Below are 21,281 nucleotides of genomic sequence, written 5' to 3' on the forward strand. Positions count from 1 at the left end.
CGGATGCGTCCGCGGTGACCGCGACCGCCCGAGGAGCCTAGTGCTGCTCGGGCGGTCGTCCGTTCCGGGGCGACCGCTCATCCACGGTGGGCCTCTCGCCCGCGGCCGGCCGCTCGTCCACGTAGGTGTCCTGACGGTAGTCGTACTCCACGGGCTGACCGTTCTCGTCGGTGCGCTGGTACCACGAACTCATGCGCTCCCCCGTGGAGTCCACGTCGTGACCGGCCGCGGCGGGGCCCTCCTGGTGGCGGACCTCCAGGGCGAAATCGTCCCCGTGCTCGTCCATGCCCTGGCGTACCGCGTTGTCGAGCGCCGTGCGCGCGTAGTGGTGGCGCAGACTCATGGGATCGGTGGAGAGGTCCCGCAGGAACGCCGGGATCAGGGCCAGCAGGATCACCGCGAACGGCAGCGCCGCCACGGTCACGAGGTCCTGCAGACCCTGCAGGGCGTTCGCCCCGCCCACCGCGAGCATCACGGAGGACACCCCGGCCAGGGCCACACCCCAGAAGATGATGATCTTCCGGTCCGGTTCGGGCTTGCCCTGCTGGGACATGGACGCCATCACGAGCGTCGCGGAGTCCGCGGACGTAATGAAGAAGACGGCCAGCAGCACGATGATCGCAATGGGCGTGATCTGCGCGAACGGCAGGGCGTCCAGGACGCGGAAGAGCATGTCCTCGGGGGACGCGGCACCCGCGATGTCCACGCCGTCGCGCTGCAACCAGATGGCGGTGCCGCCGAAGACCGAGAACGCGAGCACACAGATCACGGTGGGTGCCAGCAGTACCACGCTCACATACTGGCGCAGGGTGCGCCCGCGGGAGATGCGGGCCACGAACACGCCCACGAACGGCGCCCACGAGACCCACCATGCCCAGTAGAACAGGGTCCACGAGCGCATGAATTCCTCGGCCTCCGTGCCCCAGGACGCGGAGAGGGACAGCATCTGGAACATCTCACCGAAGTACGTGCCCACGACCGAGGGGATGAAGTTCAGCAGGAACACGGTCGGGCCCGCCACGAACAGGAAGAACGCGACCACGGCCGCGAGCACCATGTTGAAGTTCGAGAGCCTGCGGATCCCCTTGGCCACGCCGGAGACCGCGGAGATCAGGAACACGCACGTGAGCACCGCGATGATCGCGATCAGCACCGCGTTGCCCACCTCACCGAGACCGGTGATGATCTGCAGACCGCGGCCGATCTGCAGCGTGCCCAATCCCAGGGAGGCGGAGGTCGCGAAGAGGATGCCCACGATCGCGAACATGTCGATGAGCCGCCCGCCCACGCTCAGGTGCGCGCCCTGGCCGAAGATCGCGGACATCAGCAGGGGCCGCCCACGGCGATAGCCCGCGTAGCCCACGGCCGCCCCCACGAGCGCGTAGATGGCCCACGCCTGCAGTCCCCAGTGGAAGATGGTCTGTGCGAGTGCGGAATGCATCGCGTGGTAGCTCTCCGCCGCGGCGCGTCCCGGGGGAGGGGTCATGTAGTACGTGACGGGTTCGTAGATACCGAAGAAGATGAGCCCCACGCCCATCCCCGCCGCGAAGAGCATGGCGATCCACGACCCCATGGAGTAGGCCGGTTCCTCGCCGTCCTTGCCCAGGGGGATCCGGCCGTAGCGTGAGAACCCCACGAAGAGCAGGAACAACAGCATCACGGCGGCCAACAGGGTGAAGACCCATCCGCCGTAGGTCACCACCGCGTTCAGTGCACCCTTGGACACCGTGGTGAGCGATTCGGTGGAGACCGCACCCCACACCACGAACCCCACGATCAGTGCTCCGGCGACCCCGAACGTGATCTTGTCCGTGCGGTAGCGCACCCGCTGCTCCTCCACCGAGACCCCGGGGACCAGGCCCGGGTGGGTATCATGGGGATACGGACTCTCGGAGGGCGGGACCCTCCGCGGGGATGAACTCATGGCGAACCTGCTCTGGTGCGGGGAATGTGCGGACTGCGCCGCCGGGGCCGTTTCACTGTACCGGCCGGATTCGCCCCGCGAGTTTCCTCGAACGACGCCGTGAGGGCCCGGGATTCGCCCGGGGTGGACGCACGGGGTGCGGGTGCGCGAGAAGCGTACAAAACATGTACCCTGGACACACGAAAAACTGACAAGACACTCCGGGGCCGTACTGTGTGCTCAACACGGTACCGCCGATCGGACACGAGACGCAGAGGGGGTCACGCCATGGGGCGCGGCCGTCAAAAGGCGAAGGCGACACGACAGGCGCGGGAGATGAAGTACTTCAGCCCGCAGACCGACTATTCGGCGTTGCAGCGGGAGTTGCGCAGCAGCAAACCGTCCTCCCGAGCCATGGATCACGAGGAACGTCCCGAGGATGAGGACGACTACTCGACCTACGCGGAGAAGTACTCGGACTACGACTGATCCGCTCGCCGCGCCACCGCGGCGGCGTCGTCATCGTGACCAGCAGAGCAAGGAACCGCCCACACGAGCGTGTGGGCGGTTCCTTGCGTGCCCGTCGCGTCGCGGGCGCTCGGTGCGCGTTCAGAGGGCGTAGTCACCTGTCATGAGCACGCCGCCGCCGGCCACGCCCTTGGCGCCTTGCACCCAGTCACTGCCGTGGCGGGAGGCATCCGGGTCCACGGGACCCACGCGGCCCATGATCCAGGACGGCAGCCCGCGTTCGGTGAGGTGGGCCACGGCGGCGTCGGCCACGGCGGGGTCCACGATCGCGACCATGCCCACGCCCAGGTTGAGCGTGCGCTCGAGGTCCGCCAGGGGCACCTGACCGAGCTGCGCCACGAGCTGGAACACGGGCGGCAGGGACCACGTGGAGCGCTCCACCGTGGCCTGCAGGTCCGCGGGCAGAACACGCGCCAGGTTGGCCGCGAGACCACCGCCGGTCACGTGGGAGAAGCCGCGCACGCCGTGGCCCGTGGTGCCGTCCGGACCGTTCACGGGGAACGCCCGCGCGAGGTCCAGGACGTCCGCGGCGTAGACGCGCGTGGGTTCGAGCAATTCCTCGCCCAGGGTCCGGCCCAGTTCGCTGACCTGGCGGTCCAGCTGCCAACCGGCCACGTTGATGACCCGGCGCACCAGGGAGTACCCGTTGGAGTGCAGCCCGGAGGACGCCATGCCGATCACGACGTCCCCGTCACGCACGCGCTGCGGGCCGAGCAGTTCGTCCGCCTCGATCACGCCGGTGGCCGCACCGGCGACGTCGTACTCGTCCACGCCCAGCAGCCCGGGGTGCTCGGCGGTCTCTCCGCCCACGAGGGCGGTGCCCGCGGCCTCGCACGCCGCGGCGATGCCCCGCACGATGTCCGCAATGCGTTCCGGGACCACCTTGCCGGTCGCGATGTAGTCGGTCATGAACAGCGGCTTGGCGCCCACGACCACGATGTCGTCCACGACCATGCCCACGAGGTCCCACCCGATGGTGTCGTGGACGTCCAGGGACTGGGCGATCGCGACCTTGGTGCCCACGCCGTCCGTGGACGTGGCCAGGTAGGGCTTGCGGTAGCCGGTGAGCTCGGAGACGTCGAAGAGCCCGGCGAAGCCGCCCACGCCGCCCACCACGCCGGACGTGTGGGTCGCCTTCACGGCGGACTTCATGAGTTCGACGGCGCGGTCCCCGGCCTCGACGTCCACCCCCGCGCTCGCGTAGGTGACGGCTTCCGTGCCGTGGGCTCGGGACTGGCTCATGCGGTGGTCTCCTCGTGGGCGGTGTCGGTGCGCGGTGCTGGGTCCACGAGGTCCTCAGAGGGTTCCGCGTGAGCCCCGGGGGATTCCAGCACGGACTTGCCGAGCCGGTCCGCCTTGGGCAGGGCCGTGGGGTAATCACCCGAGAAGCACGCGGTGCACAGGGTGGAACGGGGGCGGGCGGTGGCCTCGATCATCCCCTCCTCGGAGATGTACCCCAGGGAATCGGCGCCCAGGGAGGCGCGGACGTCCTCCACGGCGAGCCCGTTGGCGATCAGCTCCGCGGGGGACGCGAAGTCGATGCCGTAGAAGCACGGCCACTTGATGGGCGGGGAGGAGATCCGCACGTGGATCTCCGCCGCCCCCGCTTCACGCAGCATGCGCACGAGGGCCCGCTGGGTGTTGCCGCGCACGATCGAGTCGTCCACGACCACCAGGCGCTTGCCCGCCACGATCGAACGCAGGGGGTTGAGCTTGAGCCGGATCCCGAGCTGACGGATGGTGTCCGAGGGCTCGATGAACGTGCGGCCCACGTAGGAGTTCTTCACGAGTCCGTGTCCGAACGGGATGCCCGAGGCCTCCGCGTATCCGATCGCGGCGGGGGTCCCGGACTCGGGGGTGGGCATCACGAGGTCCGCGTTCACGGCGTGCTCGCGCGCGAGTTGTCGGCCCATCTCCACGCGGGACTCGTACACGGAGCGCCCGGCGATCGTGGTGTCGGGGCGGGCCAGGTACACGTACTCGAACACGCACCCCGCGGGCTTCGCCTCCGCGAAACGGCGCGAACGCAGGCCGTTCTCGTCGATTGCGATGAACTCACCGGGTTCCACCTCGCGCACGAGGGAGGCGCCCACGATGTCCAGCGCAGCGGTCTCGGAGGCCACGACCCAGCCGCGTTCCAGTCGGCCCAGCACGAGGGGACGCACGCCCAGGGGATCGCGCGCGGCGTAGAGTGTGGCCTCGTCCATGAACGTGAGACAGAAGGACCCCACGAGCCGGGGCAGCAGCATCATGGCCGCCTCTTCGAGCGAGTTCAGGGGGTGCTCCGCGAGCAGCGCGGTGATCAACGCGGTGTCCGTGGTGTTGCCCCGGGCGATCTCACCGCGGGACGGGAACCCGGACTTGTCGAGCAGCAGGTCGTAGAGCTCGGCGGAGTTGGTCAGGTTGCCGTTGTGCGCGAGCGCGAGCGTGCCGTGCGGGGTGGCACCCAGGGTGGGCTGGGCATTGGCCCAGTGGGACGCACCCGTGGTGGAGTAGCGCGCATGTCCCACGGCCAGGTACCCCTTGAGGGTGTTGAGCGTGGTCTCGTCGAAGACCTGGGACACGAGCCCCATGTCCTTGTAGACCGAGATCCGTTCCCCGTCGGACGTCGCGATGCCCGCGGACTCCTGCCCGCGGTGCTGCAGCGCGTACAGGCCGTAGTACGTCAGTTTGGCGACGTCCTCGCCCGGGGCCCACACGCCGAACACGCCGCACGCGTCCTGGGGGCCTTTTTCTCCGGGCAAGAGGTCGTGAGAGAGTTTTCCGTCAGCTCGAACCACGCAGACAGTGTCTCATGTGCCGGGGCGCTCGTCCGCCCCGTGAAGATCCTGGACCTCCGCGCTCACGTGCCGGGAGCGTTTGAGGGAGATCCGGTCCAGGACGAGTGCCACCACGGCGCCCACGGTCGCACCCACGATCAGGAACGTCATGAGGAAGAACCCGATGATGGCCCCGCGGGTGTAGGCGAGCGATCCGGGGCCCAGCGCCCCCACGAGCAGTCCCGCGATGGCCCCGACGGCCGCGCCCGTGATGAGGAACGCGACCATGTTGGGGGCGCGGCGCACCGTCATCCGTTCGGTGGCGGAACCGGGCTGCGGGGCGGGCGCGGGCGTCTCGGGATCGGCGGCACTCATGGTTTCCAGGTTATCGCGCATCCGGGCGTGCGCGGGCCACGCGATGTCGTCGGTGGGGCGTGGGTGCTGCCTCAGCTGAACAGCGGGAGCCACGCGCTGAGGTCGGTGCGCGTCCCGGACGCCGCGACGCTGCCCTCGCGGACGCTGTCGGTCCACCGTGCGCGTCCGGTCGCGAGCGCGAGCCACGTGGTGGCGTCGGTCTCCACCACGTTGGGTGGGGTGCCGCGCGTGTGGCGCGGACCGGGGACGCACTGGGTCACGCCGAAGGGCGGCACGCGCACCTCCACGGAATTGCCCTCCGCGCGACTCGCGAGTTCCTCGAGGCAGTAGCGCACCGCGGTGGCCGTGGTGCGGCGGTCGGCCTCGTCAGGGGATTGGCGCCAGCGCGCGAGCGCGAGGCTGCCGTCCGCCGGATCGACCTTGCGTCGGATCGTCATGGCCCACCTCTGGGATCGTGGATCTCGGATTGAGGATCGGGGGGGCCGGTCAGCCCAGGAGTTCCCGCAGCGGCTCGGCGAGCTCGATGGCACCCACGGGCCGCCCGGCCCCGGTGATCGGGTGCGTGACGCGTTCGAGGACGCGATCGGCGTCGGCCCGGGAAATGGCACCCGCGTGCGCGAGCAGCGTGAGGCCCACGAGTGAGTTGGCGCGCGAGGAACCGTCCAGCATCTTGATGGCCACGGACCACCCGGAACGGGTGCCCAGCCCCAGCACGCCCTCCGCGCCGAGCTTGGTGATCACGTCCAGCTCCTCCATGATCACGGTGTTCGAACGCCCCGGGCCCTGGACGTACTCGGGGTAGTCGAGCATGGACGTGGCCACGGTCGCGGCGCGGGCGTCAGCCTGGACGTTGCGTGCGGCGCGCCCCAGCGTGGAGTACATGCGGGCTAGGCCGGTGAGGGTGATCGCCGTGAGCGGTGCACCGCAGCCGTCCACGCCCACGTGCTGGGCGCGCTCGCCGGAGAACTCCTCGATGGTCTCGATCACGAGCTGCTGCAGCGGGTGCTCGGGATTCAGGTAGGAGTCGATGGGCCACCCGTTGGTCACGCACGCGAGCAGGAACGCCGCGTGCTTGCCCGAACAGTTCATGCACATGCGGTTGCGGCCGCGTTCGGTGCGGATCAACCACGCGCGCGTGTCCTCGTCCTGGGGCCAGTCCGGCGGGCACTGCAGCGCCTCGGGGCCCAGCTCGGCCGCCTTGAGGATCGAGTTGACCGCGTCCAGGTGGTCGAACGTGGCGGTGTGCGACGCCGCCGCGATCGCCACCTGCTCGCCGCGCAGCGGGGCCCCGGCCTTCATCGCGGCGATCGCCTGGAACGGCTTGAGGGTCGAGCGCGGGAAGATCGCCTCGTCCGGAGCGCCCACGGAGAACGCCACGGATCCGTCAGGTGCCAGCACCACGGCGGATCCGCTGTGCCGGGACTCCACGAAGCCGCTGCGTTGCACCACGGCGAGTTCCACGGCCTGGTCCGAGCTGAAGGTCTGCATACCTTCCAGTATGGCAGCGTGGCCCGCGCAATCGTTGCCCGGGCGGGGGCTGTGGCCGATACGCTGAGCGCGTGAAGGTTTTGGTGGTGGGCCCAGGGGGCCGCGAACACGCGATGATCACGTCCCTGTTACGGGACCCGCACGTCAGCGAGGTGCACAGCGCACCCGGTAACCAGGGGATCGCCCAGGACGTCCCGGTACATCCCCTCAACGCGCAGGACCCGGAGGCCGTGGTCGCGCTGGCTCGGGAGTTGGACGCGGATCTCGTGGTCGTGGGACCGGAGGCACCGCTCGTCGCCGGTGTCGCAGACGCCCTCACTCGTGCGGGCATCCCCGTGTTCGGTCCGTCCGCACAGGCCGCGCGGATCGAGGGCTCCAAGGCGTTCGCCAAGGAGATCATGGCGGCGGCGGGTGTCCCCACCGCGCGATCGGTGGCCACGACGGATCTCGCGGACGTGCGGGCGGCCTTCGAGCGTTTCGGTGCGCCCTACGTGGTTAAGGACGACGGGTTGGCTGCGGGCAAGGGCGTGGTGGTCACGCCGGACCGGGACCGTGCCGAGGCCCACGCGCGCGAATGCCTGGACGCGGGCGGTGCCGTGGTCGTCGAGGAGTTCCTGGACGGCCCGGAAGTGTCCCTGTTCGTGCTCAGCGACGGCGAGAACGTGGTCCCACTGCAACCGGCCCAGGACTTCAAGCGCGTCCGCGACGGTGACCAGGGCCCCAACACGGGTGGCATGGGTGCCTACACGCCACTCGAGTGGCTGCCCGAGGGGTTCACGGACGAGGTCGTGCGCCGCGTGGCCCGCCCCGTGATCGACGAACTACGACGCCGCGGCACCCCCTTCGTGGGGGTGCTCTACTGCGGTCTCGCCGTGACCGAGCGCGGCATCCAGGTCATCGAGTTCAACGCGCGCTTCGGCGATCCCGAGACCCAGTCCGTCCTGGCGGTGCTCGAAACCCCGCTGGGCGAACTGCTGCTCGACGCCGCGCAGGGCCGGTTGTCCGAGCGCGAGGAGCTTCAGTGGGCCTCCGGCGCGTCCGTGACCATCGTGCTCGCGGCCCACAACTACCCGGGCGCCCCGCGCAAGGGAGACGTGATCACGGGGCTGGCCGAGGCTGCCCAGGACCCGGACACATGGGTCATCCACGCCGGCACAGACCGCAACGCCGCCGGGGAGATCGTCTCGGCGGGCGGGCGCGTGCTCGCCGTCGTCTCCCGCGGGGCGGACCTGCGGGAAGCGCGCGAGCGTGGCTATCGTGGGATGGAGCGCATCACCCTTCCCGGATCGCACTACCGCACCGACATCGCACTGGCCGCGTCCGAGGGACGGATCACGGCCCCCGGGGGCCAACCGGGTCCCGGCACCACGGACGCCCCGGGCGGGACGCCGGGTCGCACCGGGGCGCCCACCGCGACCACAGCAGAGGAGCAGGCATGAGCGAGCACGGCACACCCCTCGAGATCCCGGGCTGGAAGCACGTCTACTCCGGCAAGGTCCGGGAACTCTACGTCCCGGACGAGTCCCGCCTCAGTGCCACGGGTGTGGCGATCCACGACGACGCCGAGTACCGGGCCGGTGCCGTGCTCGTGGTCGCGAGCGACCGGATCTCCGCGTTCGACCAGGTGCTGCCCACCACCATCCCGGACAAGGGCGTCATCCTCACCCAGTTGTCCCTGTGGTGGTTCCAGCAGTTGGACGGGATCGCGAACCACATCCTGACCACGGACGTTCACGAGTCCGTGCGCGGTCGCGCGGTCGTGTGCAAGAACCTGTCCATGTTTCCCGTGGAGAACATCGTGCGCGGGTATCTCACCGGCTCCGGGCTCAAGGACTACCGCGCCACCGGGTCGGTGTGCGGGATCGAGCTGCCGGAGGGCCTCGAGGACGGCGACCGGCTGGAGCAGCCCATCTTCACCCCCACGGGCAAGGCCGAACTGGGGGAGCACGACGAGCCCATCACATATCAGGAAATGGCGAACGTGGTGGGCAATTCCGTGGCGGACCGGTTGCGGGAGCTGTCCCTGAAGATCTACTCGAGCGCCGAGCGGATCGCCCGGGAGCGGGGGATCATCGTGGCGGACACCAAGGTGGAGTTCGGCCTGGACTCCTACCGCGGGGCCATCACCCTGGGGGACGAGGTGCTCACCCCGGACTCCTCACGGTTCTGGGACCTGGAGACCTACAAGCCGGGCCGCCCGCAACCGTCCTTCGACAAACAGTACGTGCGGGACTGGTTGCGCTCGGACGCCTCCGGATGGGACGGCCAGGGCCCCGTGCCCGAGCTGCCCGAGGAGGTCGTGGCCAAGACACGCGAGCGCTACGTGGAAGCGTACGAGCGGCTCACCGGTCGGGTGTTTGACGCCCGCGGCCCGTTCTTCGAGGTCGCCGGCCCGCCCGAGTACTGATCCGGCCGAGTACGGATCCTGCCCGGCGCTAGGTCGGCGGCAGCGCGGGTCCTACTTCGTCGAGACTGATGCCTCGGCGCGCTCACGCGCCGGTGCTCACCGGCCGTCCCAGCGTCCGGTGCGCATATCCACGCGGACCCAATGGGCGTCGGTCTCGCGCAGGGGCGTGCCCTCGCGTTCGTAGTGTTCCCGCGCAGTGATCTGCAGGTGGTCGGGCAGCGTGCCGTCCGCGCGCACCACACGCCACCACGGGACGTCCGTCCCGGCCAGGCCCATGGCCATGATCCGCGCCGCGAGCCGCGGGGTGCTCAACCATGCGAGTTCCGCCACGTCCCCGTAGCTGAGCACCGCGCCCGGTGGGATCGTGACGACGACGCCGCGCACGGCCTCGACCGCGTCCGTCCCGGTCCTCGGGGCGTCCGGGGTGTCACTCACGCGACCGGGATCCGCACGTCCAGGTGCCACACGGCATTGCGCGGACCGTACTCCACCTGACCGTTGAGCAGGGCGACCCGTTCCTGGATGCCGCGCAGCCCGAACGCGGAGGTCAGTTCCCTGCGCCCGGAGTCGGTGCCGGCACCCCGGCGGATCTGGTTCTCGGCGTGGACGTGCACGGCGCCGTCCCGGACGAACACCCGCAGGGCGCACCGGGAACCCGTGGGCGCGTACTTGATCATGTTGGTCGAGGCCTCCTGCAGCACCCGGGCCGCGGTGCCGCGGATGGACGTGGGGATCTCGTCCAGGCCGTCACCCAGTTCGAGCTCCGGCACGAGTGCGGCGCGTTCGAGGCTCGCCGCGAGTGCCCGGGCCACGCCGTACAGGGACCCCGTGGTGAGCCCGGAACTGCTGTCCCGCTCGTCCGGGGCGCCGGGGGAGTCCCGCAGGATGTGCAGCAGCGTGCGCAGCTCATGCAGCCCGGAGCGGGCGGCGGAGTCCATCATGTCGATCGTGCGGTGCAGTTCCCCGGGGTCCTGCTGCCGGTGGGACCCCGCAGCCTGCATGGTCACGAGGGTCAGTTCGTGCGCGACCACGTCGTGCAGGTCCCGGGCCAGGGCGAGCCGTTCCTGCTCCCGCAGCCGCTGGTGGGTGACCTCCAGAACCGCGAGGCGGCGGGTGTTGAGCCGGTACTGGGTCACGAAGAACCGCACGGCCGCACCGATCAGCGCGGACACACCCAGGGGGATGCCCACGGTCCACACGAAATCGGAATTGCGCAGCACCCCCGCAGACACGACTATCCACGTGGCGGTGACCGCGAGGTGGGCCAGCGCGGTCCCGCGGGAGAGCATCGCGAGCACCGCGACCATCACGACGCACCCGCACAACAGGGCCAGGGCGTAGTCGTGCAAGACCGTGGCCAACACGTACGACAGCGTGATGGCCACGGCGCTCGCGAGGGGCGACCATGCGAGCAGCGCCACGGCCCCGTAGCTCAGGACCAGGAAACTGCTCGAGAGCACGGCGGGTGCCGGGGGCATGAACGACCACGGCATGGACCGCAGGTCGTCGAGCAGTGCCACCGCGGCGAAGAGCACCACGACGACACGCAGCCAGCTCGGCATACCGCCGGATCGAGGGGCGGGGTCCACCCCGATAGCAGTACCCCCCGGGATCACCGGTTGGGGCAGAGAACGGGCCAGTAGTGGCAGATCACGTTCGTGGGGCCGCGCGGGACCGTGGGGGACGCGGCGTGCGCCGGCGCCGCGCTGAGGATGAGGGCTCCGCTCAGCAGGGCCGCGGTGGCGGTGCGCACCCAGCGTGTGCGGGTGGAAGTGGTGGTGGTCACGGGGGACGAGTGCTCAGTCATGCGCTCAGTTTATGATCAGGCCATGGATTTGTGCAGGCTTCTCTTGGTGGACGATCATCCGCTCATGCGTGACGCCCTCGCGAACCTGTTCCGCGCGGAGCCGGGTTTCGAGGTCGCGGGGGAGGCCTCGGACGGCGCGGAGGCCGTGGCCACGTGCCTGGAACTGCGCCCTGACGTGGTGCTCATGGACATCCGTATGCCGGGGATGGACGGGATCGAGGCCACCGGGGAGATCGTGCAGCGCTGCCCGGAGACCAAGGTGCTCGCGCTGACCACGTTCTCGACCCTCGAGTACGTGGTCCCCGCTCTGCGCGCGGGGGCCTCCGGGTACCTCGTCAAGGACGCCCGGCACGACGAGATCGTCTCCGCCGTGAGCCTGATCCGCGAGGACGAACTCGCGCTGTCCCCGTCCGTGGCCAGCTCGCTGGCCAACAACGTGTTGGGGGACGTCCCGGTGCCCTCCGTGCGCCGCGGTCACCTGCGCGCGGCGGCGGCCGGCGCCGTCGAACCCGCATCCCGGGGACCCCACCCGGACGCGCCCAAGCTCTCGCCGCGCGAACTCGAAACGCTCGAGTGGATCGCCAAGGGGCTCAACAACAATGAGATCGCCGAGCGCATGTCCGTCTCGCACGGCAGTGTGAAGGCCTACGTGTCCCATCTGTGCGAGAAACTCGCGGTGCGGGATCGGGTCCAGGTGCTCATCTCGGGCATCCAGTGGGGCCTTGTGCATCCCGAGCTGGACGACGAGCGGTACCCCGCCTGACCTGATTCCCAGGTTACCTTCAGGTTCACGCTCGAAGACTGGCCGAATGGCCATGGTGGCGCGGGTCCCCGGTACGGCACAGTTAGTGGTGGACATCGGAAGAGATGTCCACCGCTCCACGGGGGTCGAGCGAGTGTACGGCGTGCGGCCCCGAGTAGGAGCGGACCGCTGAACTCGCGGCGGGGGTCCTCGTACCCCCTTGTGACAGAGCTCCGCGAGGCCTGGATCACCTCGCGTGCAGTTCCGAGGTCCTCCGTCGCGTCAGCGGGCCAGGGCGGATGCAAGCCTGACCCCGGCGCCTCCCGGCCAGGAGGCGCCGGGGGTTTTTCCTTTGTCAGGGGAGTGCCGGGGAGTTTTCGACGTGCGGGTCAACGGCGCCCCTTCATCGATCCGACGCTGACGCCCGGGTCGGTCGTAGCCGGTCCCGGGACCGTTCGCTGCCGGGTCGTTCAGTCCCGTTCGGCTCGGTTTCTACCCGGCTCAGTCCCGTCCAGCTCAGTCCTGCCGGGCCCGGTCCTGTTCGGCGCGGTCGTGGTTGGCTCGGTGCTAGTCGGCCGTGCCGGTCGCACCCGGCACGAAGCCGTAGAACCACATGATGTGCTCGCGCAGCAGGCGCGCGGTCAGGGCGCCGTCGCGTTCGGTGGTCGCGCGCAGGATTGCGCGGTGCTGTTGCTGCAGGTGCGCGCGGATCTCCGGCCAGCCCGTGACCTTCGCGACCGTCTCCTGGACGTACCCGATCGTGGCCTCGCGCAGGGACGCCATGATCGTCTCGAGCACCACATTCCCGCTCAGGGATGCGAGGCGCACGTGGAACTGCGCGTCCAGCGCGTGGAACTCGGCGTCGCTCACCTCGGGGTCGTCCATGCGGTCGAGCAGTTCGCCGGCCTGCGCAAGGATCTCGTCCCGGTGCGGATCGGTCGACGACGCCGCCTCAAGACTCGCATGGCTCTCCAGCAGCACCCGTGTGCCCACCACGTCCGCGACCGGCAAGGAACGGGTGGCAATGTGCATCCGCAGGGCCCAGCCGAGCGCCGCGGAAGGGTCCGAGATCACGGAGGCCCCGGACTGCGGGCCCGAGCCCGTGGCCGTCCGTACGAGCCCCATGGCCGCGAGGATCCGCACGGCCTCCCGTACCGACGCCCGGGAGATGCCGAAGTCCTCGGCGAGCGCGCGTTCGGCGGGGAGCTTGTCGCCCACGTGCAGCCCGCCCGTGCGCAACTGGTGTTCGAGCCAGTCCAGCACGAGGGTGTAGGCGGGGGTGGTGCTCATTGATTCCTCTCGGGGCGGGTCCGTGGTCCGTTGCGGCGAGGTGCCGCCGGACCGGTCTCCTCACGGTGCCCACAGGGTTGCGGGTGCCATGGCGTGCTGAGCCCCATGGCGCTCGGCGTCCCCGGGGTGCCCGCAGCTCCGCGGCGCCCGGACGGTCTGGTATCTCAGGAGTGCTCAGGCGGCGGGCAGCATCCATGCGAGCACGTTGGACTGCAGGAACACCAGGCAGCACAGCACCAGCAGCATGCCCAGGGACCACGGGACCACGGAGCGGAAGATCTGAGACTCCTTGCCCTGCATGCCCACCGCTGAGGACGCAATGGCCAGTGACTGCGGCGAGATCATCTTGCCCACCACACCGCCGGACGTGTTCGCGGCGGTCATCAGGTACGGATCCAGCCCAGACCCCAGGGCCGCGGTCTTCTGCAGGTTGGCGAACAGTGCGTTGGCGGACGTGTCCGAACCGGTGACCGCGGTGCCCACCCAGCCCAGCACGGGGGAGAAGAACGCGAACGCCGCGCCAAGACCGGCCACGAACGTGCCGATCGCCAGGGTCTGGCCGGAGAAGTTCATCACGTAGGCCAGTGCCAGCACGGACATGATGGTCAGGGCGGAGAAACGCATCTTCCAGAAGCTGCGTCCGATTTCGGCAAGGGCATCCGCGATCGAGAGTCGGAACATCCCGTGGTGGTTGAACAGGGCGTAGATCACGGCCACCAGCAGGCCGGTGATGAGCAGCAGCGTGCCGGGGCTGGAGAGCCACTGGAAAGAGTAGACCGTGCCCGAAATGGCTTCGCCCTTGGCATTGAGCAGGTGCCCGTTCAGGCCGGGCCACGGGATCTTGACGTCCGTGGACGCCAGCGCCTTGGGCACATTGACCCCGGCGGTCCAGAGCTTGGCGACGCCGAAGACGGCCACCACCAGCAGGTAGGGCAGCACTGCCATCCACACGCGCCCGGCCGTGAGCACCGCAGCATCCTCCGGGCGGGAGACGCCCAGGTCCGCGCGCACGGCCTCGGCGCCCTTGGGACGCCAGAAGCGCATGAGGATCACCACACCGGCGAGCCCGGCGAGGGACGCCACCACGTCGGTGAGCTCGTACGAGAAGTGCGTGGCGCACCACCACTGGGCGATCGCGAAGCTGCCGCCCACCACGAGGGCGGCGGGCCAGGCCTGCTTGAGACCGCGGGCGCCGTCGACGATCAGCAGCAGGAAGAAGGGGACCACGAACGCGAAGAACGGGGCCTGGTGACCCACCACGGCACCGATGTGGGCCGGGTCGAGGTCCGTGAGCGTGCCCGCGGTGGTGATGGGGATCGCGATCGCGCCGAAGGCCACGGGGGCGGTGTTGGCGATCAGCACCAGCGTGGCCGTCTTGAGAGGCTTGAGCCCAAGGGCCAGGATCATCGTGGCGGTGATCGCCACGGGTGCGCCGAAGCCTGCGAGAGCCTCGAGCAGACCGCCGAAGCAGAACGCGATGAGCATGGCCTGGATGCGCAGGTCACCGCCCCCGATGGTGTCGAAGATGGTGCGCAGGTCCTCGAAACGCCCGGAGAGCACGGTCACCTGGTAGAACCACAGGGCCATGACCACGATCCACACGATCGGGAACAGTCCGTAGACGGCGCCCTGGGTGGCGGTCAGTGCGGCGAGGTGCGCTGGCATGCCGAAGCCCAGGGTGGCCACCAGCAGGGCCACGGCGAGGGACGTGAGACCCGCCACGTAGGCGCTGGCCTTGAAGGCCAGCAGCATCACGAAGAAGGTCAGCAGGGGCAGGCAGCCGACTAGGGCGGACAGCCCGACGCTGCCTCCCACGGCGTCGGTCGCGGCGGTAAAGGTATTCACGCGTTCTCCAAGGGGTGGGGCCGGATCGGGACCGTGGTTCCCGGATCGAGAGTGTGGTCTCGGCGGGGCGGTGTGCGCCACGTCCGGGCAAGTCGTACGATGAGTGGTCAGACCACATTGGTCCTACCGCACAGCGTACATGATGCAGGTCACATGGTGAACACCTCGCTCCCCGCCGCGGGGAGCCCGCGCGGCCTTTCATGCCTGTCCCATGCCACGCCGTACGTTGTTGTGACCGGGCTCACGGGCGTAGCCTGGTATGGCCACAGAGTATGGACCGGGGCAGACGGTTAGGAGACCACACACATGAAAATCGCGCTCTTCGCCACATGCATTGTGGATGCCATGTATCCCAAGGTGGCGCTGGCCACCGTGCGGATCCTCGAGCGGCTGGGACACGAGGTCGTGTTTCCCCAGGGGCAGGGCTGCTGTTCCCAGATGCACGTCAACAGCGGGTACTTCCAGGACGCTGTGCCGGTGATCCGCAACCACGTGCGCGCGTTCACGAGTGTGGACTACGACGTCGCCGTGGCCCCCTCCGGCTCCTGTGTGGCCTCCCTGGGGCATCAGCAGCCGATGGTTGCGCGCCAGTGCGGCGAGGACGCCCTGGCCGAGGATGCCGCCATGGTGGCCAAGAACACCTACGAGCTCTCCGAGCTGCTCGTGGACGTGCTGGGCGTGACGGACGCCGCCGAGCAGCTCGGCTCCTGGTTCCCGCACCCGGTGACCTACCACCCCTCGTGCCACGGCATGCGTCTGCTGGGACTCGGGGATCGCCAGAAGGACCTCGTGCGCTCCGTGGCGGACATCGAGTTCCATGAGCTACCCGACGCCGAGGAGTGCTGCGGCTTCGGCGGCACGTTCTCCTTCAAGAATCCGGACGTCTCCGGTGCCATGGCGGACGCCAAGCTCAACAACATCCGCAGCTCGGGCGCCTCGCTGTGCACCGGCGGGGATGCCTCGTGCCTGCTGCACCTGGGCGGAGCCGCATCCAAGCGGAACGTGGACGTCCAGACCGTCCACTTCGCGGAAATCCTCGCCTCCACCCGGGCCAACCCGCTGCAGGTAGAGGGCCCCGTTGAACTGTCCATCCCCCAACCCGGCCGTCGCGCGGCGAGCCCGGCCACCACTGCAGGAGCAACTCGATGAGCGTCACGTCCCTCGGCATGCCCGCCGTGCGTCCCGTGCACGGGCAGGGCAACCTGCACGCGCAGGTCGCCTTCCCCAAGGCCGCCAAGAAAGAGCTGCAGAACAAGCAGATGCGCGCCAACATCCGGCACGCCACCCACACCATCCGCGCCAAGCGCGCCGGCGTGGTGGGGGAAGTCCCGGACTGGAGCGAGCTGCGCGACGCCGGCTCCGCCATCAAGGAGACCGTGATGGCGGAGCTGCCCGAGCTGCTCGAGCTGTTCGAGGCGAACGTGACGGCGCGCGGCGGCGTCGTCCACTGGGCCCGGGACGCGGACGAGGCGAACGCCATCGTGACCCGCCTGGTCCAGGAGCAGGACACCACGGACGTGATCAAGGTGAAGTCCATGGCCACCCAGGAGATCGGGCTGGACGAGCACCTCTCCGAGCACGGGATCACCGCCACGGAGACGGACCTCGCCGAGCTCATCGTGCAGCTGGGGCGGGACAAGCCCTCCCACATCCTGGTGCCCGCGATCCACAAGAACCGCGAGGAGATCCGCGAGATCTTCAGCCGCGAGATGCCCGGCGTCACCGAGGAGCTCACGAGCGAGCCCCGAGTGCTCGCGGAGGCAGCGCGGCAGCACCTGCGGGAGAAGTTCCTCACCTCCAAGGTGGCCATCAGCGGCGCGAACTTCGGCATCGCGGACACTGGCACCCTGTCCGTGGTGGAGTCCGAGGGCAACGGGCGCATGTGCCTGACCCTGCCCGAGACCCTGATCACCGTGATGGGCATCGAGAAACTATTGCCCACCTACCAGGACCTCGAGGTGTTCTTCCAGCTCTTGCCGCGCTCCTCCACTGGCGAACGCATGAACCCGTACACCTCCCTGTGGACCGGCGTGACGCCCGGGGACGGCCCCAAGAACTTCCACGTGGTGCTCCTGGACAACGGGCGCTCCGCGGTGCTCGCGGACCCGCAGGGTCGCTCCGCACTGCACTGCATCCGGTGTTCCGCGTGCCTGAACGTGTGCCCCGTGTACGAGCACGCGGGCGGGCACTCCTACGGCTCCACCTACCCCGGTCCCATCGGGGCGATCCTCTCGCCGCAGCTCACGGGCATCACGTCCGAGAAGAATGCCTCCCTGCCGTACGCGTCCTCCCTGTGCGGGGCGTGCTACCAGGTGTGTCCCGTGAAGATCAACATCCCCGAGATCCTCGTGCATCTGCGGGACGAGGACATCCGCACCCAGCACGGGCAACGCGCGGACCACGCCCACCCTGCACCGGTCTCCAAGGACCCGGCGGTGGGCGGGGACGACAACTGGCGCGAGGAGAAGTCCCTGACCGCGGACGAGGGCCGGGGTGGGCAGGACACTGCCCCCCAGAAGGGCACCCTCCAGGAGCTCGGTTCTCGGGCGCGTCGCGCAGGACGCCGCATCCGAGGAGCCGTGCCTTCCCGCGGTGTGCCCACGCAGATGGACGCCATGATGAAGGGCGCTTCCTTCGTGATGTCCTCTGGTCAGCGGATGTCCTTGGCGGAGCGCGGGCTACCCATGGGCCGTGTCATCGCCGGCCGCGACCGCGCCATCGGTTGGCTGCCCGGCATGGTGGGCGGCTGGACCGCCGAGCGCGACATCCCCGAGCCCCCCAAGGAGTCCTTCCGCAACTGGTGGAAGAAGCACGAGGGGGAGACCGGGGAACGACTCGAGCGCGACGGCGTCACTGCGGCGTCGGGAACCGCGCGCACCGGTGCGGGGCCCGCGGAGGACCACCCGGCGTCGTCCGTCGAGGTGGCACCCACCCAGGGCCCGCACGGCGAGTCCAAGGCAGCCCGGACCGAGGAGACCGCGGCCGGCACCGGCCAGGACGCCGCCACCCCGGGTGCCGGCGCGGATGCCGTGGCCGGGGCGTACAGTGCTGCCACGGGCGACCCCCACGAGGACAACATCGCACCCCGCAACGGCCACGCAGGCCGCGGGAACCAGGACGGAGAGCCGGCATGAGCGCCGACGCCAAGACCGAAATCCTCGAGCGGCTCAACGGTGCGATCGCGGACCACCCGCGGGCACCCCACGTGCCCCGCGACTACCGGCACACCTCGGACCTCGGGCGGGACGAGATCATCGACATGCTCGAGGACCGGTTGCTGGATTACAAGGCCAACGTCTACAGGGAGACCGCGCAGACCGTGGCGCAGCGCGTCGCCACCCAGCTTGGGACCTCCGCGCGCTACGTGATCCCCGAGGGCCTCGACACCGCGTGGTTGCCCGAGGAGACTGCCGCCCGCCGGGCCATCGTGGACCCCAATGACGGTCGCAAGGCCTCCGCGCTGACCGTGCGGGACCTCAACCAGGTGGATGCCGTGGTGACCTCCTCCACGGTCTCGTGCGCGCAGACGGGCACCATCTTCCTGTCCGGGCGCCCGGACGAGGGTCGGCGCGCCATCACCCTGGTGCCGGACCACCACATCTGCATCGTGCCGCTGGAGTCCGTGGTGGAGCTCATCCCGGAGGCCATGGCCCGTGTGGAGCCCACTGCGCCCACCACCATGATCTCGGGGCCCTCGGCCACCTCGGACATCGAGCTCGAACGCGTGGAGGGTGTCCACGGTCCGCGCACGCTGGACGTGATCCTGCTGGGTTGAGGCCGCGCGGTCCTGTCCCGCATACTTGCGAGAAAGGTCCCCGTCGCCCGCGTTACCGCGGTGACGGGGACCTTCGCGTTCACACGTTGCTCACCAGCAGTGATCGCTCACGAGGAGCTGCTGCGCGCTACAAGCGATCAGTCAGTCCGACGGCTATTCACCACGAACCGCTGGACCTCATGGTGACACACACGCGGAAACCGCTCCTTGAGGAGGAGCTGTGATCGAACGGGTCAGTAGCGCGGCAGCGCCGGGTCCACCCGGTCGATCCACGCGAGCACCCCGCCGTCCAGGTGCTTCACGGTGTCCTCCCGCAGGGCGTAGTCCCTGCGCAGTGCCGCGAGGGCCTGGGCGGAACGGGCACCGGCCTTGCAGTGCAGGATCACGGTGCCCTCCGCCTCATCCGGAAGAGCCGTGACACCCCGGTCCAGGACGTCCTGCAGCGGCACGTGCACGGATCCGGGGATGGCCACGAGTTTGCGCTCCCAGTCCTCGCGCACGTCCACGAGCGTGAAGGACGTCTCCCCGAGGGACCGGGCGGTCAGTAGCTCGGCCAGCTCCGGGGCGGTGACGGTCTCGTGGGGGGCGGGAGCGGCGTCGTCGTCGGAGGGCAGACCGCACGCGAGCGCCACCCGTGAGAGATCCGTGACGGGCGGGCGGTGCGGGTCCGGCAGGACCGTGAGCTCGCGCCACGTCTGGGCCAGGGCGTCGTGGATGAGGACCCTGCCGAGCAGGGGACGGCCGATGCCCGTGATGAGTTTGAGCGCCTCGGTGACCATGACCGAGCCGATCGTGGCCGGGAGCATGCCCAGCACACCGCCCTCGGCGCACGAGGGGACCTGGCCCGGCGCGGGCGCTTCCGGGAACAGGTCGCGGTACACGGGGCCGTGACCGGACCAGAACACGGAGACCTGGCCGTCGAAACGCAGGATGGAGCCCCACACCACGGGGATGCCGGTGAGTTCGGCGGCGTCCGAGACCAGGAAGCGTGTGCCGAAGTTGTCTGTGCCGTCCATGATCAGGTCGTAGCCGGAGAAGATCTCCAGGGCGTTGTCGGTGCTCAGCCGCTCGGGATGGCGGTGCACGGTGACCAGGGGGTTGAGCCGGGCCACGGCATCCGCGGCGGAATCGACCTTGGGCCGGCCGATGTCGGCCATCCCATGGACCACCTGGCGTTGCAGGTTGGACACGGATACGACGTCGTCGTCGACCACGCCGATGGTCCCCACCCCGGCGGCCGCGAGGTACTGCAGCGCGGGAGCGCCGAGCCCGCCCGCGCCGATCACCAGGACGCGTGCGTTCTTGAGCCGACGCTGCCCCTCCTCGCCCAGTTGCGGCAACGTGAGGTGGCGTGAATAGCGTTCGAGTTCCTCGCGACTCAGATCGGAGGCGGGGGCCACGAGAGGTGGTAGTGGGGTGCTCATGAAACCTGCGATTCCAGCTGTGGGGTGGTGGATGAAGGCGCGGGCCAGTCCCCGCGGGGCGCGTCGGCGGTGTCGATGCGCCCGGCCATGGGCGAGGACGCCACGGCGTGCGTGCGCCGCGCGATCCGCCCCGCGCCGCGGGCCAGGTGCCCCGCGAGCACGGCGTGCTTCATGGCGCTGGCCATGGCCACGGGATCCTGCGCGCGGGTCACGGCGGACGCGAGCAGGACGGCGTCGCACCCGAGTTCCATGGCCAGGGCCGCCTCGGACGCCGTGCCGATCCCGGCATCCAGCACCACGGGCACGGACGCGCGGGACGCGATGAGTTCGATGTTGTGCGGGTTGAGGATCCCCAGACCCGTGCCGATGGGAGCACCGAGGGGCATCACGGCCACGGCCCCGGCGTCCTCGAGCCGCAGCGCGAGCACGGGGTCGTCGGACGTGTACGCGAAGACCTTGAAACCGCGCCGAGCGAGTTTCTCGGTCGCGTCCAGCAGCTCCACACCGTCCGGGAGCAGGGTGTCCTCGTCCGCGATGATTTCGAGCTTGACCCAGTCCGTCTCCAGCGCCTCGCGCCCCAGTTCAGCGGTCAGCAGGGCGTCCCGCGCGGTGTAGCACCCCGCGGTGTTGGGCAGCACCCGGATGTCGTTGCGGCGCAGCAGCCCGTACAAGCTGTCCTGCGGTGTCCCGGTCGACGACGCCGCTGCGCCACCTCCCGCGCGACCGCTCGCCCGGTTCGCCGTGCCGGATGCTTGCGCGCCCGCTGGCGAGGCGGGGCCGGGCGCGAAGCGGCGCAGGGCCACCGTGGTCAGTTCCGTCCCGGAGGCCAGCAGGGCCCGTTCGAGCATCGCGAAATCGGTGAGGCCCCCGGTGCCCATGATCAGCCGGGACGAGAGCTCCACCCCGGCCACGGTCAGGGGGGTTCCGTGCGTGGTCAT

20 protein-coding genes are annotated in these 21,281 nt (G+C 69.8%); 7 read left to right on the forward strand and 13 right to left on the reverse strand.

Annotated features, from left to right (window positions below; genetic code table 11):
• Positions 1-37 precede the first annotated feature (37 nt).
• Positions 38-1,924 carry a BCCT family transporter gene (locus RF637_RS00630; protein WP_368843887.1) on the reverse strand — a complete coding sequence of 629 codons (1,887 nt, stop codon included), beginning with the start codon at positions 1,922-1,924 and terminating at the stop codon, positions 38-40.
• A gap of 267 nt (positions 1,925-2,191) precedes the next feature.
• Here RF637_RS00630 and RF637_RS00635 point away from each other — a divergent pair, with 267 nt between their 5' ends.
• Positions 2,192-2,392, forward strand: a complete 201-nt coding sequence (locus tag RF637_RS00635; protein ID WP_064846353.1) for a DUF3073 domain-containing protein — start codon at positions 2,192-2,194, stop codon at positions 2,390-2,392.
• 120 nt (positions 2,393-2,512) lie between these two features.
• Here the strand turns inward: RF637_RS00635 and purM are convergent, their stop codons facing one another.
• The 5 genes from purM to RF637_RS00660 all read right to left on the reverse strand — a co-directional run bounded on the left by purM (position 2,513) and on the right by RF637_RS00660 (position 7,053).
• Positions 2,513-3,673 carry a phosphoribosylformylglycinamidine cyclo-ligase gene (gene purM / locus RF637_RS00640; RefSeq protein ID WP_064846354.1) on the reverse strand — a complete coding sequence of 387 codons (1,161 nt, stop codon included), beginning with the start codon at positions 3,671-3,673 and terminating at the stop codon, positions 2,513-2,515.
• Complete coding sequence (gene purF, locus RF637_RS00645; protein WP_064846355.1) at positions 3,670-5,211, reverse strand: amidophosphoribosyltransferase; 1,542 nt, start codon at positions 5,209-5,211, stop codon at positions 3,670-3,672. Before purF ends, purM begins: the two co-directional genes overlap by 4 nt.
• A 12-nt stretch (positions 5,212-5,223) precedes the next feature.
• Positions 5,224-5,565 carry a hypothetical protein gene (locus tag RF637_RS00650; RefSeq protein ID WP_206398633.1) on the reverse strand — a complete coding sequence of 114 codons (342 nt, stop codon included), beginning with the start codon at positions 5,563-5,565 and terminating at the stop codon, positions 5,224-5,226.
• Positions 5,566-5,636: 71 nt separating this feature from the next.
• On the reverse strand, positions 5,637-6,002 hold the full coding sequence (locus RF637_RS00655) for a sterol carrier family protein (protein WP_368835096.1): 366 nt from the start codon (positions 6,000-6,002) through the stop codon (positions 5,637-5,639).
• A 49-nt stretch (positions 6,003-6,051) separates the two neighbouring features.
• Entirely contained in the window at positions 6,052-7,053 is a 1,002-nt protein-coding gene (locus tag RF637_RS00660; protein WP_368843888.1) for an asparaginase, read from the reverse strand.
• 71 nt (positions 7,054-7,124) lie between these two features.
• Here RF637_RS00660 and purD point away from each other — a divergent pair, with 71 nt between their 5' ends.
• Both purD and RF637_RS00670 read left to right on the forward strand, forming a co-directional pair.
• A complete protein-coding gene (purD, locus tag RF637_RS00665; protein WP_085106184.1) occupies positions 7,125-8,492 on the forward strand; it encodes a phosphoribosylamine--glycine ligase in 1,368 nt (455 codons plus the stop codon).
• On the forward strand, positions 8,489-9,460 hold the full coding sequence (locus RF637_RS00670) for a phosphoribosylaminoimidazolesuccinocarboxamide synthase (RefSeq protein WP_085106185.1): 972 nt from the start codon (positions 8,489-8,491) through the stop codon (positions 9,458-9,460). Before purD ends, RF637_RS00670 begins: the two co-directional genes overlap by 4 nt.
• Positions 9,461-9,556: 96 nt before the next feature.
• Here the strand turns inward: RF637_RS00670 and RF637_RS00675 are convergent, their stop codons facing one another.
• Genes RF637_RS00675 through RF637_RS00685 form a run of 3 tightly spaced genes read right to left on the reverse strand, consistent with a single transcriptional unit; the run spans position 9,557 to position 11,267 of the window.
• Positions 9,557-9,895 carry an MGMT family protein gene (locus RF637_RS00675; RefSeq protein ID WP_260849355.1) on the reverse strand — a complete coding sequence of 113 codons (339 nt, stop codon included), beginning with the start codon at positions 9,893-9,895 and terminating at the stop codon, positions 9,557-9,559.
• The gene (locus tag RF637_RS00680; protein WP_144931717.1) at positions 9,892-11,022 is read right to left on the reverse strand and encodes a sensor histidine kinase; all 1,131 of its coding nucleotides are present in this window, start codon (positions 11,020-11,022) and stop codon (positions 9,892-9,894) included. Before RF637_RS00680 ends, RF637_RS00675 begins: the two co-directional genes overlap by 4 nt.
• A 50-nt stretch (positions 11,023-11,072) precedes the next feature.
• The gene (locus RF637_RS00685; RefSeq protein WP_064846363.1) at positions 11,073-11,267 is read right to left on the reverse strand and encodes a hypothetical protein; all 195 of its coding nucleotides are present in this window, start codon (positions 11,265-11,267) and stop codon (positions 11,073-11,075) included.
• Positions 11,268-11,313: 46 nt separating this feature from the next.
• Between RF637_RS00685 and RF637_RS00690 the strand changes: the two genes are divergently transcribed.
• On the forward strand, positions 11,314-12,030 hold the full coding sequence (locus RF637_RS00690) for a response regulator (RefSeq protein WP_368843889.1): 717 nt from the start codon (positions 11,314-11,316) through the stop codon (positions 12,028-12,030).
• A gap of 546 nt (positions 12,031-12,576) precedes the next feature.
• Here RF637_RS00690 and RF637_RS00695 read toward each other — a convergent pair.
• Positions 12,577-13,299: a FadR/GntR family transcriptional regulator gene (locus RF637_RS00695; protein WP_144997295.1), complete on the reverse strand. Its 723-nt coding sequence runs from the start codon at positions 13,297-13,299 to the stop codon at positions 12,577-12,579.
• 174 nt (positions 13,300-13,473) lie between these two features.
• Positions 13,474-15,144, reverse strand: coding sequence for an L-lactate permease (locus RF637_RS00700; RefSeq protein ID WP_085106190.1), 1,671 nt, complete (start codon positions 15,142-15,144; stop codon positions 13,474-13,476).
• Between the two features lie 306 nt (positions 15,145-15,450).
• On the opposite strand from RF637_RS00700, the gene RF637_RS00705 reads away from it, so the two are divergent.
• Genes RF637_RS00705 through RF637_RS00715 form a run of 3 tightly spaced genes read left to right on the forward strand, consistent with a single transcriptional unit; the run spans position 15,451 to position 18,919 of the window.
• Entirely contained in the window at positions 15,451-16,293 is an 843-nt protein-coding gene (locus tag RF637_RS00705; protein WP_144931716.1) for a (Fe-S)-binding protein, read from the forward strand.
• Positions 16,290-18,278 carry a LutB/LldF family L-lactate oxidation iron-sulfur protein gene (locus RF637_RS00710; protein ID WP_144997299.1) on the forward strand — a complete coding sequence of 663 codons (1,989 nt, stop codon included), beginning with the start codon at positions 16,290-16,292 and terminating at the stop codon, positions 18,276-18,278. The genes RF637_RS00705 and RF637_RS00710 overlap by 4 nt, the downstream gene beginning before the upstream one ends.
• Complete coding sequence (locus tag RF637_RS00715; RefSeq protein WP_368843890.1) at positions 18,275-18,919, forward strand: lactate utilization protein C; 645 nt, start codon at positions 18,275-18,277, stop codon at positions 18,917-18,919. Before RF637_RS00710 ends, RF637_RS00715 begins: the two co-directional genes overlap by 4 nt.
• A gap of 233 nt (positions 18,920-19,152) precedes the next feature.
• Here the strand turns inward: RF637_RS00715 and moeB are convergent, their stop codons facing one another.
• Together moeB and RF637_RS00725 are read right to left on the reverse strand one after the other, a co-directional pair.
• Positions 19,153-20,343 carry a molybdopterin-synthase adenylyltransferase MoeB gene (gene moeB, locus RF637_RS00720; protein WP_368843891.1) on the reverse strand — a complete coding sequence of 397 codons (1,191 nt, stop codon included), beginning with the start codon at positions 20,341-20,343 and terminating at the stop codon, positions 19,153-19,155.
• The gene (locus tag RF637_RS00725) at positions 20,340-21,281 is read right to left on the reverse strand and encodes a thiazole synthase (protein ID WP_052160824.1); all 942 of its coding nucleotides are present in this window, start codon (positions 21,279-21,281) and stop codon (positions 20,340-20,342) included. The genes moeB and RF637_RS00725 overlap by 4 nt, the downstream gene beginning before the upstream one ends.

This window comes from Kocuria sp. CPCC 204721 (assembly GCF_040980945.1).
GTDB classification, from domain to species: Bacteria; Actinomycetota; Actinomycetes; order Actinomycetales; family Micrococcaceae; genus Kocuria; species Kocuria marina.